Annotated in this window: 16 protein-coding genes; 3 read left to right on the forward strand and 13 right to left on the reverse strand. The window is 64.8% G+C overall.

Translation table 11 applies throughout. The annotated features are described in order from the left end of the window. Nucleotides 1-29: 29 nt before the first annotated feature. Nucleotides 30-395 carry a cupin domain-containing protein gene (locus tag F8N82_RS12715; RefSeq protein ID WP_038995647.1) on the forward strand — a complete coding sequence of 122 codons (366 nt, stop codon included), beginning with the start codon at nt 30-32 and terminating at the stop codon, nt 393-395. Nucleotides 396-442: 47 nt separating this feature from the next. Here the strand turns inward: F8N82_RS12715 and F8N82_RS12720 are convergent, their stop codons facing one another. From F8N82_RS12720 to F8N82_RS12745, 6 genes are all read right to left on the reverse strand, one after another. Beyond that, nucleotides 443-1,027 (reverse strand): TetR/AcrR family transcriptional regulator, encoded by a 585-nt coding sequence (locus tag F8N82_RS12720; RefSeq protein ID WP_038995648.1) that lies wholly within the window; start codon nt 1,025-1,027, stop codon nt 443-445. Between the two features lie 27 nt (nt 1,028-1,054). Further along, nucleotides 1,055-2,278: a multidrug effflux MFS transporter gene (locus tag F8N82_RS12725; RefSeq protein WP_038995649.1), complete on the reverse strand. Its 1,224-nt coding sequence runs from the start codon at nt 2,276-2,278 to the stop codon at nt 1,055-1,057. 131 nt (nt 2,279-2,409) lie between these two features. Further along, nucleotides 2,410-3,354 carry a transcriptional regulator FeaR gene (feaR, locus tag F8N82_RS12730; protein ID WP_095163014.1) on the reverse strand — a complete coding sequence of 315 codons (945 nt, stop codon included), beginning with the start codon at nt 3,352-3,354 and terminating at the stop codon, nt 2,410-2,412. A gap of 117 nt (nt 3,355-3,471) precedes the next feature. Continuing rightward, nucleotides 3,472-4,056, reverse strand: a complete 585-nt coding sequence (locus F8N82_RS12735) for a DUF3156 family protein (RefSeq protein ID WP_038995651.1) — start codon at nt 4,054-4,056, stop codon at nt 3,472-3,474. Next, nucleotides 4,016-5,518, reverse strand: a complete 1,503-nt coding sequence (locus F8N82_RS12740; protein WP_038995652.1) for an APC family permease — start codon at nt 5,516-5,518, stop codon at nt 4,016-4,018. Before F8N82_RS12740 ends, F8N82_RS12735 begins: the two co-directional genes overlap by 41 nt. 105 nt (nt 5,519-5,623) lie before the next feature. After that, the gene (locus F8N82_RS12745; RefSeq protein WP_038995653.1) at nt 5,624-6,073 is read right to left on the reverse strand and encodes a winged helix-turn-helix transcriptional regulator; all 450 of its coding nucleotides are present in this window, start codon (nt 6,071-6,073) and stop codon (nt 5,624-5,626) included. A gap of 91 nt (nt 6,074-6,164) precedes the next feature. Here F8N82_RS12745 and F8N82_RS12750 point away from each other — a divergent pair, with 91 nt between their 5' ends. After that, nucleotides 6,165-7,373: an MFS transporter gene (locus tag F8N82_RS12750; RefSeq protein WP_038995654.1), complete on the forward strand. Its 1,209-nt coding sequence runs from the start codon at nt 6,165-6,167 to the stop codon at nt 7,371-7,373. Here the strand turns inward: F8N82_RS12750 and F8N82_RS12755 are convergent. The 7 genes from F8N82_RS12755 to F8N82_RS12785 all read right to left on the reverse strand — a co-directional run bounded on the left by F8N82_RS12755 (nt 7,337) and on the right by F8N82_RS12785 (nt 13,672). Next, entirely contained in the window at nt 7,337-8,302 is a 966-nt protein-coding gene (locus F8N82_RS12755; RefSeq protein WP_038995655.1) for a Csu type fimbrial protein, read from the reverse strand. The two genes, F8N82_RS12750 and F8N82_RS12755, sit on opposite strands and share 37 nt — an antisense overlap. Next, a complete protein-coding gene (locus tag F8N82_RS12760; RefSeq protein ID WP_224793845.1) occupies nt 8,299-10,626 on the reverse strand; it encodes a fimbria/pilus outer membrane usher protein in 2,328 nt (775 codons plus the stop codon). Before F8N82_RS12760 ends, F8N82_RS12755 begins: the two co-directional genes overlap by 4 nt. 68 nt (nt 10,627-10,694) lie before the next feature. Next, nucleotides 10,695-11,486 carry a fimbrial biogenesis chaperone gene (locus F8N82_RS12765; protein ID WP_038995657.1) on the reverse strand — a complete coding sequence of 264 codons (792 nt, stop codon included), beginning with the start codon at nt 11,484-11,486 and terminating at the stop codon, nt 10,695-10,697. A 40-nt stretch (nt 11,487-11,526) separates the two neighbouring features. Continuing rightward, nucleotides 11,527-12,000 carry a Csu type fimbrial protein gene (locus tag F8N82_RS12770; RefSeq protein WP_038999419.1) on the reverse strand — a complete coding sequence of 158 codons (474 nt, stop codon included), beginning with the start codon at nt 11,998-12,000 and terminating at the stop codon, nt 11,527-11,529. 33 nt (nt 12,001-12,033) lie between these two features. Beyond that, nucleotides 12,034-12,567 carry a Csu type fimbrial protein gene (locus F8N82_RS12775; protein WP_038995659.1) on the reverse strand — a complete coding sequence of 178 codons (534 nt, stop codon included), beginning with the start codon at nt 12,565-12,567 and terminating at the stop codon, nt 12,034-12,036. A gap of 17 nt (nt 12,568-12,584) precedes the next feature. After that, nucleotides 12,585-13,112, reverse strand: a complete 528-nt coding sequence (locus F8N82_RS12780; protein ID WP_095163011.1) for a Csu type fimbrial protein — start codon at nt 13,110-13,112, stop codon at nt 12,585-12,587. Between the two features lie 32 nt (nt 13,113-13,144). Beyond that, the gene (locus F8N82_RS12785) at nt 13,145-13,672 is read right to left on the reverse strand and encodes a Csu type fimbrial protein (RefSeq protein WP_038995661.1); all 528 of its coding nucleotides are present in this window, start codon (nt 13,670-13,672) and stop codon (nt 13,145-13,147) included. Nucleotides 13,673-13,914: 242 nt separating this feature from the next. Here F8N82_RS12785 and zapE point away from each other — a divergent pair, with 242 nt between their 5' ends. Next, entirely contained in the window at nt 13,915-15,012 is a 1,098-nt protein-coding gene (zapE, locus tag F8N82_RS12790) for a cell division protein ZapE (protein ID WP_224793844.1), read from the forward strand. The last annotated feature ends 98 nt before the right edge of the window (nt 15,013-15,110 follow it).

Genomic DNA, 15,110 nt, shown 5'->3' on the forward strand with positions numbered 1-15,110 from the left:
ATTGTTTTCAACCCTCAAGGAACACTGCCATGACCCTGACTGCCGTTAAACAGAACATCCAGCTCAGCGAACTCGACGCCTGGGGCACCGTTGCCGACCTGGGCTCGGAAATACTCGAAGGCGAAGTACGCGCCTTCGGCAAAATGACCTTCGGCGCACCGACCGATGCCATCAGCAGCGCCTACTTCGGCACCACCACGGGCAAGTTCCGCATGGTCTACCCGTTCAACGAACAGGCGGTGGTGGTCACCGGCCAGGTGCGCTTGACCGACGAAGCAACGGGGGTGAGCCGCACCTACAACCAGGGTGACAGCTGGTTCGTGACCAAGGGCACGCCGGTGTTATGGGAGATTCTCAGCGAGAGCTTTGTGAAGCATTACGTTGCGGTGGTCTGACTGAAAGCATCGCGGTGCGACGCCTCGACTTGCCCCGCGATGAGGCCCTAAAGCCTGGCCAAAGACGCCCCGAACATCCACCACAACGCCGCCAACCGCCGCTCGAACGCATCCGCCCCCGCATAAATCAACTCGACATTCAAACTGTCGACGATCCCCAGGTACGCATCGCCATACAGGCGCTGCTGCCCCTCCTCCAGCCCCGGCGCGAACGTGCGCAACGCCTGGGCAAACAACTCGCCCAGCCGCGCCAGGTACGCCTCGAACCCGGCGCAGATCACCGGCCGCAATTCACTCGGCGGGAAAAACGCCGTGCGCAGCATGAAGCGCAGATGCGCCGAGGCCTGGTAGCGCTCGTTCAAGCGCTCGACAAAGCGCTGCCCGGGCAGTTCACCGGCCGGCACCTGCTCGGCAAAGCAGGCTTCCAGGTACTCGTGCTCAGCATGCAATGCCAACGCGTAAACCACCTGGAACAGGTCATCCTTGCCAGCGAAATGCGCATACAACGACGGCTTGCGCATACCTGCAGCGGCAGCGATATCGTTCAGCGACGAAGCGTCATAACCCAGCTCGGCAAACTGCTCGACGGCAATCGCGCAGATCTTCTGTGCCGACGGCGTCAAGCTTCTCATAGCGGTGTCTCCCACAACAAATACGGATCAATGGCCAGCCAGGCTCTGCAGGTGCGGCTCGGCATGGCGGGTGCTGACATGCACCAGCAGGGCGACGAATACCGCCGAGAGGCCGAGCAACAGCGCCCAGTGCGACGCACCCAAAGGCGCCATGATGCCCGACAATGGCGTGGCAAACGACGAAATGATCAACTGGAAGGCCCCCAGCAAAGCGGCGGTCGAGCCCAGCGCCTTGCTTTGCGAGGACATCACCAGCGACATCAGGGTCGCCTCGGCAATGCCCAGGCCGAACATGGCCACGGCCATACCGGCGACGATGCCCACCAGCCCTGCCGAACTCAGCGCACCGGCCAGCACCAGCGCCGCACCGACCAACATGCACGCCGCGCCCCAACGCGCCAGGCGCACCAGCCCCTTGCGCGCCACCAGGCGGCCAGCGGTGATGGCGCCGAGCAAAATGGCCACACCGGTAGCCCCGAACAATGTGCCGAAGGCTTCTACCGACAGGCCGAAATGGTGCTGGTAAACCAAGGCCGCACCGCCGATGTAGGCAAACAGGAAAAAGAACACCGCCGACAAGGCCAGGGCCGGGCGCAGGAACTGGCGGTCACAGGCAATACGCACGTAGGTGCGCCAAAACTCCCGTGGCTGCCAGGCCATGCGCTGGTCCTCGGGCAAGGTCTCCTTGAGCATCACGGCAGAGTTGAGCAGTACCAGCACACCCAATCCTGCCAGCACCAGCATGATCGCCCGCCAGCCAAAGTGCGCACCGACAAAACCGCCCAGCGCCGGGGCGATTACCGGTGCCAGGCCTTCGATGGTCATCAGCAAGGCAAAGATCTGCGCAGCCCGCGCGCCTTCGGCGACGTCGCGGACCATGCTCATGATCACCACCAGGGTCAGGGCGCTGCCCAGGCCCTGGATGAAGCGCGCCAGCAGCAGGCTGTTGAGGTCTGGCGCCGCAGCGGCGGCCAGGGAACTCAAGACGAACACCAGCAGACCGGCAAGCAATGGCCGGCGCCGGCCAAGGGTGTCGACCAGCGGGCCGAACAACAGCTGCCCGGCGCCCATGGCCAGGAGGAACACGGTCAGGGTCAGCTGCACCCCGGCATAGGAGGTGGCGAACTCGCTGGCAATACTCGGCATGCTGGCCAGGTACATGTCGACCGCCGAGGGCCCGAGGGCGCCGATCAAGGCCAGGGAAATGGCAAAGCCGACCTGGGCGGTCGGCGTGGAGGTTGCACTGTGCATAGGCTCGATTCCAGATAAAAACGGGACCTGGCTGGCGCTTACCGCTAAACCTACCTATCGGTAGGTAGCCAGATTGGGCGAGCCTATACAGACCGCATCCTGCGGTCAAGTCAACAACGATGAAGCGATGCTCAGGCCAGGCTGCTGGCGCGGTAGTCCTTGGGCGACTGCTCGAACTGCTTCTTGAACGAGCGGCTGAAGTGCGCCGAGTCGGTGAAGCCCCATTTGTAGGCGATGGTGGTGATCGATTCGCGCTTGAGCACCGGGTTGGCCAGGTCGGCGGCGCTGCGCTTGAGCCGCGCGCGCTGGATGTAGCGGCAGACGCTGTCGCCCTGCTCTTCGAACAGGCGGTAGAGGTGGCGCACGGAAATGTTCAGGCGGTTGGCGAGGTTGACCGGGGTCAGGTTGGCCTGGCCGAGGGAGTCGTCGATGACTTTCTGCACATAACTGCGCAGGTTGGCGCCCTGCAGTGAAGCCGGCAACGCCGCAAGATCGTCGCTGCCTTCCAGGGCCGAACCCAGTAACGACAGGAAGGCACTGTGCAGCGCCTGGCCCTCGCCCTGCTCGTCTTCACCGGCGCTGTGCTCTTTGCACAACTGGTCCATCAACAAGTGCAGCATGCGCCCGCAGGCGCGGGTCTGGGAGATCTTGCCGAAGGTGCGGCTGTCGTTGCCCAACTGCTTGCACACCTCGGCCCGCGACAACGACAGCGAGGCGTGCTCGATCAGGCCGAAGGGCATGATTTCGCAAGCGCCTGCGGCGTCCATCAGAAGCATTTCGCCGGGCGCCAGCTGGATGCTGACGCCGTTCTGGGTAATCTGCGAGAAGCCGGTGCGCTGGCTGACCAGGAAGCAATGCTGGTCGTTGTCGCGGTCACTGTTCAAGCCCTTGCGGCGGATCAGCCCGGCATTGGTGCGCAGGTTGGCCAGGGCCAGGCCGCCACGCGACCAGGTGGAAATCTCGCCGATGAACAACGAGGGGTTGAACGCCAGTTCCGTCTCGTACACCCCGCAGATGTTCTGCATCGTTGCGTTCCAGCGTTCCAGCGCAGGGCTGCTGGCGTGATGGATACTCATGGGTACCTCCACAATGGCATCTTGTTTTTGTTGGGCAATAGTTAACATGTTATCTATGTGCGCGCAACTTGCTTGAAGCAGCCAGAATGAAAGCAGGTTTGATGCCAGATGGCCGGGTCAGAGCCCGGCCAAGAGCGCCGGCAAGCCTTGCAGCGCGACCAGCAGGTGCTGGCGTTGCTCGGGGCTCAGGCGAATGTAGCGACGAAAGGCCGGCAGGCGGTTGACCACCTCGCTGGCGCCGACGTGTTCGAGGGTCAGGGTCCACTGGCCGGCGCACCTGTGCAGCAGCAGGCGCTTGAAGTCCAGGGGCATCAGTGCCTGCAGCAACGGCCCGTCGGCCTGCAGGCGGCGTTGCAGTTCGGCCTGCAGCGCCGGTTCACCCTTGCGCAACTGAACCCGCAGGTCGCTGCGCCGCAACGACCCGCTATGGTGCAGTTCCAGGCGGGCATTGCCCTGCCCTGTGGCAGGCAGCGTCAAGCTGAACTCGGTCAGCACCAGGTGCATGAGCAATTGCGCCTCGCAACGCTCGCGCACCTGCACCGCCTGCCCGGCCCAGGCGAAGCGGCCGAGGCCCGGGCCGAGCACCTCGAAGCTGTCCAGGCCCAGGTTGTGTTGCACCCTCTCAAGGGTCAGCCCCGGCCGATAACCGGCCGGCGCCCGTTCAGACAGCCTTTGCCACAGTTGGCGCAGGGCAATAGCCATGTGCGGTCTCCGGTTGGTGAGCGAATTCACGCGCCAGCACCTCTTCCACCGAGGCCGGCTTGAACGGATTGACCTTCTGCACCAGCAGCGTCCAGAACAGCGCATACACCGCCGTGCCGGCCAGCATCAGGCCGAAAGGCACATAGATATCGGCCGGGTCCATGCCGGGCGGGGTGATGAACCACATGCCCAGGACAATGCCGACGCTAGACAGGATCTGCGGCAGCGGAAACAGCGGCGAGCGATAGGCCCGTGGCAGGTCCGGGCGGCGGATGCGCAGGATCACCACCGACAGGGTCACCAGCAGGTAAGCGGTGCTCCAGGCGCACACCGCCGCCAGCACCAGGTGCATGATGCGGTCGGTGTTGCCGCCCAGCCACAGGGCATGCAGGCACGGAATCAGTGCGGCGACGAGGATGCACAGCAGCGGCGTTTTAAAGCGCGGGTGCAGGTAGGTAAAAACCTTGGGCAAGGCGCCGTCGACAGCCATGCCATAGAGAATCCGCGGCACCCCGGCCATCAACGTATTGATGGTCGCCGCGCCCGCGAACAGAAAGCCGATGCCCAGCCACAGCGGGCCAATATCGCCCATCACCTGTTCGGCAAAGCGCGGGATGGCCATGGGCGTATCGAGCAGGTGCACACCGCTGGCGGCATCGAGCAGCACGTTCTCGACCTGGCGCTTCATCGCCGCGCCGTAGATGAACATGCATGTCGCCACCCCGAGCAGGCCCAGGGCCATGGCCCGCGGCATGCTTTTGGCCGACTGGCGCAGGTCCGGGGCCAGTGGCGTGACGAATTCGCAGCCGACGAACATGAACATCGCCATGCCCACCAGCGAGAGGATGGTCACCAGGTCCGTGCCCACCAGCGACACCCCGAACCAACCCTCCAGCTCGACTGCCGGTGCGGCGACCAGACCGAGCACGCCGAAGACCATCAAGGTGGTCCACATGCCGAAGGTGAGGATGATCTCGGCCTTGCCGAACGCACTGACGCCAAAGGCATTGAGGATGGCGAAGATGATCACGAAACCGACGCCCAACAGCCACGAGCCGCCGGCCGATTCGGCCAGGGTGTTGAGGTGCTCGAAGTTCACCAGGGCCATGACCCCGGCCAGCATGGTCTCGGCGGTGCCGGCGAAGACATGGACGATCAGGTACGCCGACAACGTGCCGGTGATCGCGAAGAAGCGGCCCATGCCGCAGTTGATGTAGTCGTAGACCGCGCCGGTGGTCGGCAGGATCGACGCCGCCTCGGCAAAGGTGGTCGCCTGCGCCAGCATCATCACCACGGCAATCAGCATGGCCACGGCGAAAGCACTGCCGCCGATGCCGAAGCCCATGGTCGCGGTAAGGATCACCGGGCTTGCCATGATCAGGCCGATGGTACTGGCAAGGGCGGTGGGAAAGCCGACCGTGCCGCGATTCAGGTGCGCACTGAGCGTGTCGTTGAGCGACATGGCAAAAGACCTCGAGCAGAAGGATGACAGTGGTCCTACTCTGCGCCCGGTGGCAATGGCCGTCTTGCCCGTGCCTGCCGTCAAGGTTGTAGCTGGCTGCCAGGTTCAGCCCGCAGCCGGCAGGCGCACGCAGTCCTGCGGGCCGAGCAGGCGGCCGTCGGCGGCGCGCAGCTCCAAGGGCCGGACCGCTTTGCCCTGTTCACGATCGACCAACTGCGAATGGGCCTCACCTTCAGCGAAGTAGAACGCCTCGCCCCACTGGCGCAAGCCGACGACCAAGGGGAACAGGCCCAGGCCTTTTTCGGTGAGCACGTATTCCTGATAGGCGCTGCCTTCGGACACCGGCACCAGTTCGAAGATCTGGTGCTCGACCAAATGGCGCAGGCGGGTGCTGAGGATGTTCTTGGCCATGCCGAGGTTGCGCTGGAACTCACTGAAGCGCTTCAAGCCGTCGAAGGCATCTCGCACGATCAGCAGCGACCACCAGTCGCCAATGGCATCGAGGGAACGGGCCACCGGGCATTCGGCGTCTTGCAGGCGGGTGCGTTGGACCATGGGAAATCTCGCCAATAAAAGTGGTTGCAATATAAAACCAGTTTCTCTAGCGTACAACTGGTTTCATTATGCAACCACAAGGACTTGAACCATGCCGCCCGCCCATCGATTGTCATCTGCCGTTGTCTTGCTGTTCTCCGTGGCCTGCGCCCTGGCGGTGGGCAATGTCTATTACGCCCAGCCTTTGCTCGAAGCCATGGCCCGGGAATTTGCCATCGACCCGGGCCTGGTCGGCCTGGTAGTGACCCTGACCCAGGTCGGCTATGGCCTGGGCCTGTTACTGCTGGTGCCGCTGGGCGATCGCCTCAACCGGCGGTGGCTGATCGTCGGCCAGTCGCTGTTGTCGGCCCTCGCCCTGCTGCTGATTGCCTGGGCACCGAGCACGCCCTGGCTGTTGCTGGGCATGGGCCTGAGCGGCCTGCTGGCGGTAGTCACCCAGGTGCTGGTGGCCTATGCCGCCACGCTGTCGGCGGCCAGCGAGCGGGGCCAGGTGGTGGGGGTAATCACCAGCGGCATCGTCATCGGCATCCTGTTAGCCCGCACCCTGTCCGGGGCCATGGCCGATCTGGCCGGTTGGCGCTCGATCTACTGGCTGTCGGCGGCCTTGACCCTGCTGATTGCCGCCCTGCTCTGGCGCGTGCTGCCACGCCAGGAACCGGCGCAGGCGGCGGGCAGTTACCGCGAACTGATGCGCTCACTGGCGTTGCTGCTGCGCGATGAACCGCTGCTGCGCCGGCGCTCGTTGCTGGCCCTGCTCAGCTTCGCCTCGGCGATGGTGCTGTGGACGCCGCTGGTGCTGCCCCTGAGCGCCCCGCCGTTGTCGTTGTCGACCAGCGAAGTCGGCCTGTTCGGCCTGGCGGGCGCAGCAGGCGCACTCGCCGCAGCACGGGCCGGGGCACTGGTGGATCGCGGCCTGGGCCAGTGGGTCAGTGGCGGCTCGCTGTTGTTGATGCTGGCGTCCTGGGCGGCCATCGCCCTGACCGGTTATTCGTTGTGGGCGTTGCTTTTGGGCGTTGTACTGTTCGACCTTGGCCTGCAGGCCGTGCACGTGGCTAGCCAGAGCCTGATCTATCGCCTGCCCGAAGCCACCCACAGCCGCCTGACCGCCGCCTACATGCTGTTCTATTCGGTGGGCAGCGCCTTTGGCGCGCTGAGCTCGACCCTGGTCTATGCCTGGGGCGGCTGGCTGCTGGTATGCGCCTACGGCGCGCTGCTCAATGCCGTGGCCCTGGGTTACTGGTGGCTGAGCGAAGGCGCGCGGGCTCAAAACTGCACGTCGAGTATCACGTTGTCCAGGTAGGTACCGGCGGGCGGTGTGCTCTGATCGGTGTAGACCTTGGCGTTGTAGTTGAAGATCTGGCTGCCGGTGCCGGTGCCCACACCGGGGTTGATATCGGCGTCGCTGCTGGCCCGCCGGGCCGTGGTGACGCTGCCCCAGCGCACGCTGCCGGCGCTCTTGAAGATGTCATAGGCCATATAGTTGTTGGCCGCCGACTTCATCCGCCGGCGCCCGGCGGACACGTTCTGGCCATCGTCCAGGCCCACGGTGTAGTTGCTGCCCTTGGTGCAAGAGACGTTGACGTTGCTGGTGACCGTGCTGAAACCACCGACCACCGGCGCGCTGCCGAAGCTGATGTTGGGGCTGGTGATCTGGCAATCATTGGTGACGGTCAGGCTCACGGTCAGGCTGGTGGTGCCGGTGAGGTTCTGCCGGCCCAGGCAGATATTGCCCAGGCCGATGCCCCAGCAGTAGCTGATGTTCCAGTACACCGACAGGGTTTCCTGGTAGAGGCCGGCGGCGACGTTGCTGCCGGTCAGGGTCTTCACGTAGAGCGGCACCGACTTGGGCGTGGTGCCGTTGAGCAAGCCGAGGGCATCGATAATGCCGTTGCGGGCAAAGTCGTAGGGCAGGCTGCGGGCGACCGGGAAGTTGCTGGTGTTGTTGGCGTACAGGGTGTAGCTGATCACATCGCCTGTGGGCCCGAGCATACCGGTACTGCCCGCGGGCGGGGTGAAGGTAGCGTAGAAGTGATCGTCGCTGGCCAGCAGGCTCACCAGCGAGCCTGTGCATTGCAGCCCGCCGTTGAGGGTCGAGGCCGACTGGATGGCATTGCGCACCAGGGTCGAACTGACGCTGCCGAAACTGGCCGGCGCGGTATCGATCACCGCGCACAACGCCTGCACCGGCGGGCTGGCAAGCACTGCCAGCAGCATCAGCAGGCGCTTCATTGGCACACCAGCGGGCCGATCAGCGGCACCTGGTCCTGCTCGGGGTCCAGTTTGAACTGCACCCGGCAACTGCCGCCATCGGCCAGATGCACCTGCAGGCTGTTGTCTGCGGCCAACCCTTCCAGGTACACCAGCCCGTCCCAGCCGACCACTGCCAACGCCCCGCTCTGCTCGTGGCGCACCTGGCTGCCCAGGGACAGTTCCTTATTGTTGCCATCGACCAGGACGATACTCGCCGCCACCACGCGCTGCAGCGGGAACTCCAGCAGGTAGCCGCTGCCGCGACGCACCGCCACCCGTTGCTCGACCTGCGGGCTCTGGACGTTGGCCGGCAGCTCCATGGGGTCGATCTCGTACTTGGCCCGGTAATAGGCGCTGCTCCAGGGCACCAGCAAATGGCCGTTCTTGTCGGTGCGCCCAATCAACTGGTTTTCGTAGCGTACCGGCACCTGGGCAAAGCCTTGGGTACTGACCACCACGAAGGCATCGTCGATGCGGTTGGCGGCGAACACCCCGGCGTCCATCCACACCAGCGAACCACTGGCATCGGCCCAGCGGGTCATGCTGTCGCTGCCGCCATAGGCGCCGGCCTGCAGTTGCACCGACTGCAGGCGCCAGGTGACATCGGCCTGGCGATAGGCCTCGCGGTCGCCGTCGGCGTAACCGAGGTTGAAGCCGACCCCGCCTTCGCTGGGCACCGCGCGGCTGTAGTTGACCCGTTGCTGGTTCTCGCCGTCCTTGTTGCGCTCGACGCTGAAGCTCAGGGTGCCGCGCAAATCGAAAGGGATCACCAGTTGCGCCTGCACCGCCCACTGGCTGTCGCCGATTTCGCGGTTGGCCGACAGGTACAGGCTGCTGTTGCGCCACAGCGGCTTGCTCCAGCTGAGGTTGAGCAAGCGGGTGCGCGAGTTGTCACCGGCGCGCACATCGAAATAACCGGCGCCGAGGCTACCGTAGCGCTCCAGATTGACGCTCATGGTCACCTGCTCGCTGCGCTGGCTCAGGCGCGTGTAGGGGCTGTCGACCAGCGACAGGTCGGCGTAGTCGCCACGCCGTTGCAGGCGCTGATAGTTGAAGCCCAGGCGCTGGCTGTTGTACTGGTAGCCGAAGCTCAGTTGCTGGCCGCTGCGGCTGTCGAAGCTGCTCTGGCTCAGCGCGGCGTTGACCACGCCCCAGTTGCCCACCTGCCAGTTGCCGCCCAGCCCGCCAAGGGCCAGGGACTCGGCCGCTTCAGCATGGCTTTCGAGGGTGAAGCTGTCGCTCAGGCCGTAGCGCAGGCTGGCCGCGGCAACCCCCGGGCCATAGGCAAAATCGCGAATCGCGTAATCCCGGCGCAGGCTACCGGCAGCCACCGAAAAATCCGCCAGGCCCTTCTGCAGCAGGCTGCTGGTGACATAGAACGGCAAGGTGGTCGATACCTGCCGCCCCAGGGCATCGGTGGTCACCACCACCGCCTCGCCAGCACCGTTGATGAACGGCACGTTGGTCAGGGTGTAGGGGCCTGGCTGCAGCTCGGCGCTGGAACTCTTGTAGCCGTTGATGAACAGGTCCACCGAAGACGGCACTGCCGCCTCCCCGGCAAAGGCCGGCAGTGGATAGGTGACCAGGTCCGGGCGCACGGCAAAGTCGCGCGACAGTTGCAGGCCACCCAGGCGCACCGAGCCGGTCCAGGGCAAGGCGCCGCTGATCACGTCGCCGACCTCCAGGGTCAACAGGCGCGCTTCGTCGGTGTAGCGCCAGGTGGTGTCGTAGCGGCGAAAACCTTCCTGGCTGTCGGCGTAGTCGTTGCCGCCCAGGGACTGGCGCCACTGGCCGGTGGTCGACAGCGTGCCCCAGCTGTCGAACAGGCGCAGTTCGTTCCAGGCCGCCAGATAACGGCCGCCGTCGTCGGTGTCGTTGAGGTACAGGTCATAGTTGAGCAGCGCACCGAAGCTGCTCTGCGCTTCGCTGGCGGGGTACAACTGGCGGCTGCCGATGCGCTGGGTCGGCAGCCAGGTCGGCGGCACCTGCAAAACCAGGCGCTGGCCCTGGCTGTCGTAGTCACTGTGCAGGCCGGGGATGCTGTCCAGCGCCACCTCGTCGCCGTACTCGCCGGGCAGTTCGATACCGGCGGCCTGCAGGTCGGCCGTGGCCATGTACAGGCGCCCGGCGCGCTGCTGCACAGCCACCAGCTCAGGGCTGCTCATCTGGTTGACCACCAGTTCCAGGAACAACGGCGCATCGGCAACCGCCTCGAGGCTGGCCGGGGGCGGCGGCAGTTCGCCGGCCAGCAGCGAACCACAGCACAGCACGGTCAGCCCACAGGCCCGCAGCGCCGAAGAGATGCTCACACACTGTATCCGACCATTACCGGGTCCTCCCTGGCCCCTGTTGTCTTGCCGCTAGCTGTCGTTCATTGGCCCTGACTCAGGGTTTGCGCAGGCTCCTGGCCATTGACCCGGCCCTTGAGCACCGAAGCGGCACTCAGCGGCTGTGGCGCCGGCCAGCGCATGCTTGCACCGGGCAATACATAGCCAAGCAAACCTTCCACCAGCGGCCGGCTTTGCCCGCCCTGCTGCAGCACCACGTCGGTCAGGCGCGCGTGCACCGGGCCGGTGTTGCGGATTTCTACATAGGGTTTGCCTTGCACCGAGACCTGGCGCCAGCTCAAGGCCGGCTTGCCCAGCGCACTGTCACCGCGCTGGCCCGTGACGTCCGGCTTGCCCCACAGGCCTTCGCCGTAGACAAACAGCGGCACCGAGTAGCGCATCTGGAAACGAATCGCCGCCTGGGCCTTGTCGGCGTTGGCCGCTGCCGGCAAGGCCGGGGGAATTTCATCGATGATGATCCGGTAGGCCTGCTCCTGGCCGACCGGGGAGCTGCCCGTGCGGGTCAGGCGAATCAACTGCTTTTGCCCGGGGGCGATGTTGGCCACCGGCGGGCTGCCGATGATCTCGCGCTGGGCCTGGTACTGGTCGTCGAACTCGCCCTGGCGCCAGGCGAACACCCGGACCTGCAGGTTGGCCGGCGCGTCGCCGCGGTTTTCCAGCCACAGCGCACCGGCTTTCTGATTGGCCTCCAGCACCGGATCGATCGGCCAGATCAGTACCGAAGTGGCGGCCTGCAACGGCGCACTGCACAGCAAGGCCAGGGCACACGCCAACAGGTTGTAGCTCAAGCGCGAACTGCCAGCGCCTACTTCCATGCACACACTCCTTATTGTCGAAATCATCCAGCGGCGCTGCTCAAAAAGTCAGCACCACCTGCACCACATCGGTATAGCTGCCGGCCGGCAGGCTGCCGGTCAGCTGGGCTCGGGCGTAGACCGGCAGCTTGATCGCCGTCGGGTCGCTGTAGCTCACCGCCACGCTCTGGTTGATGCCCAGGCTCTGGCTGAAACCGGCGTCGCGAAACAATTGATAGGCCACCAGCGAAGTGCCGCTGCTGCGTTTGAGGTTGCGCGTGCCGCTGGCGCTGTTCAATCCTGCATCCACGCTCATGCTCAGGCTCACCCCCGGCGTGCATTGCAGGGTCACCGTGGTGCCGCCCAGGGCCGTGGTCACACTGCTGGTCGACAGCGCCGAATAGCTGCCGAAATCCAGGTTGCCGTAGTTGCTCACCCCGCCCACCACCAGGCAACCGGCCGCCACCGTGGCACTGACCTGAAAGGTACTGGTGGTGACCGCCGCCAACGGCAGCGGCAGGCTGCAGGCAACCATGGCCAGCAGCGCAGGCAAGGCGCGGGTCACGGTTCAGAAACTCAGCTCGACTGCCACCGTGTCGGTGTACACCCCGGCCGGCAGGCCCGCCTTGCCTTTGGCCAGGCCATACAGGTTGACCGTCTGCGCCACGCCGGTACTGGTCGGCAGCGTAATGGTGCCGTCGATGACCAGCAGCTGTGTGTGCCCTGAATCGGTGTAGAAGTCATAGGGCACGTAATTGGCGACGCCATCGTAGAGCGCGCGGCTGCCGCCAGCCGATTGGCTGTCATGCGCCCCGGCGCCAATTTTGACCACGGGCACGGTGCCGCTGGAACAAAGAATGCTCATGGCGCCACCGCCACCACCCAGCACCTGCCCGGCGGCAGTGGTAAACAGCGCTTCCTGGGTACCGAAGTTCAACGTACCGAAGTTCAGACCACTGGCGCCGCCGCCACCGTTGACCTGGCAACTGGCGGTCAGCGTCAGGGTGGCGCTGATGTTGCCGGTTACCGTGGCCGCCTGGGCCTGGGCCGCGAGCGCCAGGCCGATGCCGGCGAAAATCAAGCGTGAAAGGTTTGGGTGCATGAATCACTCCTTGCGTGTTACCAGTCCAGGGTCACCATCAGGGTGTCGCGGTAAATGCCGGCCGGCAGCGCCTTGGGATGGGCGACTACTGCACCGTAGATCGGAATTGGAATCTGTGCGGCGCTACTGACCGAAAAATTGCGGGTCTGGCCGATGTTGTAGCGGGCCCGGCCCGACGGGTCGGCAGACAGCTCATAGGGAATCAGCTCACGGCCGTTGCTCAGGCGTCGCGTGGCGCCGTCACCGTTGGTACCGCCATTGATACTCACGGTAAAGGCCCGCACCGCCGGGTTGCAGCGCACTTGCAGGCTGCCGTCGCCGGTAGTTTCTTCGATGCCGGAGCGCAGCGGGTTGGTCCAGCTCGGGCCCTGACTGCCGAAGTCCAGCACGCCGCCCCCAGGCGTCTCCAGCGTGCCGGGGCCGCCGCTGATCTGGCAGGCACTGCTGATCACCAGGCGCGCCTGGATATGCCCGCTCATGGCCGCAAAGGCATCGGGGCCGATCAACAGCAGTGGGCCAACAGTCAACAGCAATACCCGTTTCATACTGCCAGTTCCTTTAACAGGCGCCGCCCCGGTTACCAGGTGACGGTGACTTTGAGCAGATCCGAATAACGCCCCACCGCCGGCACCTGGGCCAGGCGGTCGATACGCGCATATAACGGCAGCGCCACCGAGCCCGAGTCGGGCACCCGCGCATGCTGGGCGACATTGACCGGCAGTGGCATGCGCCAGGCCGGGTCCTGATACAAACGGTAGGGAATGAGTTGTGCCGAAGGCTGGTTGCTGGCCAGGTAGCGCACCTCGCCGATGCCGCCGTGCTGGCCGCCATCGACCTGTACCTGGTAAGCGGTGTCGGGGTTGCATTCAAGGCGAGGTGGGCGCCGAGCGATCAACTGGCTGCTGAGCGGGCCGGTCGGGTCGTCCAGCCGCGCGGCGCTACCGAAATCGAGCACGCCAAGGGCCTGGGCGCCGGCATCGCGGGGCTGGTGGATGAGCACGCAACCGCGCTGCACCTCCACTTTGACCTCAACCATGAAATCGGCGGCGCCTGCCGTGCTGGCCATGCTCAGCCCGAATAGCGTCGCCAAAGAGCGTCCCTTCACCTTGTCATCCTTCAACGCAGGAGTGATCTGAGCTTGAGGGTAGCAGTGAAGGAAAAACCTGCCAGTTCGCAGGGAAATGTATAGCCCCCGTACAAGATTCCTCTGTAGGAGCGGGCTTGCCCCGCGATAAAAACCACCACCTATCCCCTTTCCAGATCACTGGCCGCCCTCAATCATATTGGTTAAATTAGCCGCCCTCGCTCAAGCTGGCCCTTGAGTCCCGTTGCCCCGAGGAACCCGGTTTGCCTACCCTGTCCCCTTCCTGGATACGTTCGCCGTTGCGCGCCTTGCGCCGTTTGCGCAAGCCGGCGGCTGATGACAGCCCCCTGGCAGCGACCGTTCGCCAGCACTTCTTCGTCAAAGCCGAGGCCCGCGGCTACACCTTGAGCGCCGGCCAGCTGCGCGTTATCGAGCACATGGCGACCCAGGCAGCGCAACTTGAACGCGGCCAAGCGCGCAGCCTGTACCTGTATGGCGCGGTCGGGCGCGGCAAGAGCTGGCTGCTCGATGGTTTCTTCCAGGCCTTGCCCCAGGCCGACAAGCGCCGTCTGCACTTTCATGACTTTTTCGCCCGCCTGCACCAGGGCATGTTCGAGCATCGCCACGCGCAAAACGCCCTCGCCTGCTCCCTGGATGAACTGCTCGAAGACTGCCAGGTGCTGTGTTTCGACGAATTCCACGTGCATGACATCGGCGATGCCATGCTCATCACCCGGTTGTTTCAGGCCTTGTTCGAGCGGCGGATGTTTTTGCTGGTGACCTCCAACTACGCGCCGCAAGGCTTGTTGCCCAACCCGCTGTATCACCAGCGGTTCGAGCCGGTTATCCGTTTAATCAACAGCCAGATGCAGGTGCTGGAAGTCGGCGGCGAACAGGACTTTCGCAGCCTGCCCAGCGCGGCTGGTCAGCAGCGGTTTACCCAGGGGCACTACCTGTGGCCGGGCAGCCGCGAACAGCGCCAGGCCTTGCAGTTGCCTGAGCCAGGAGATACGCCGGTTTTACTGGAGGTTGGCAAGCGCAAACTGCGGGCACGCCTGAGCGAGCAACGCACGGTGGGGTTTGATTTTGTCGAACTCTGCGAACAACCCACGGCGGTGATCGACTACCTGGAACTGGCGCGGCGTTTTGATCACTGGATCATCGACCGCCTGCCGAACCTTGAAGACTGCTCGATTGCCGCCCAGCAGCGCTTCATCAACCTGGTCGATGTGCTTTATGACCAGGACAAGCACCTGGTGCTGATCGGCAGCCTGCCACTGGCCGCCAGCCTGGGCGGCAGCGCCAGCGACCTGGCCCGCACCCGTAGTCGGTTGGGGCAGTTGCGTCAGGCTGGCGGCTGAGACCTGAACTACGAGCGCTTCGCGCTCGATCGCCGGAAATGCCGGCTCCCACAGGATTGGCTGTGTTCTCAAGGTTGGTCCTGTGGGCGGGCTTGACC

Origin of the sequence: Pseudomonas fluorescens (assembly GCF_902497775.2) — a bacterium.
Taxonomy (GTDB): domain Bacteria; phylum Pseudomonadota; class Gammaproteobacteria; order Pseudomonadales; family Pseudomonadaceae; genus Aquipseudomonas; species Aquipseudomonas putida_F.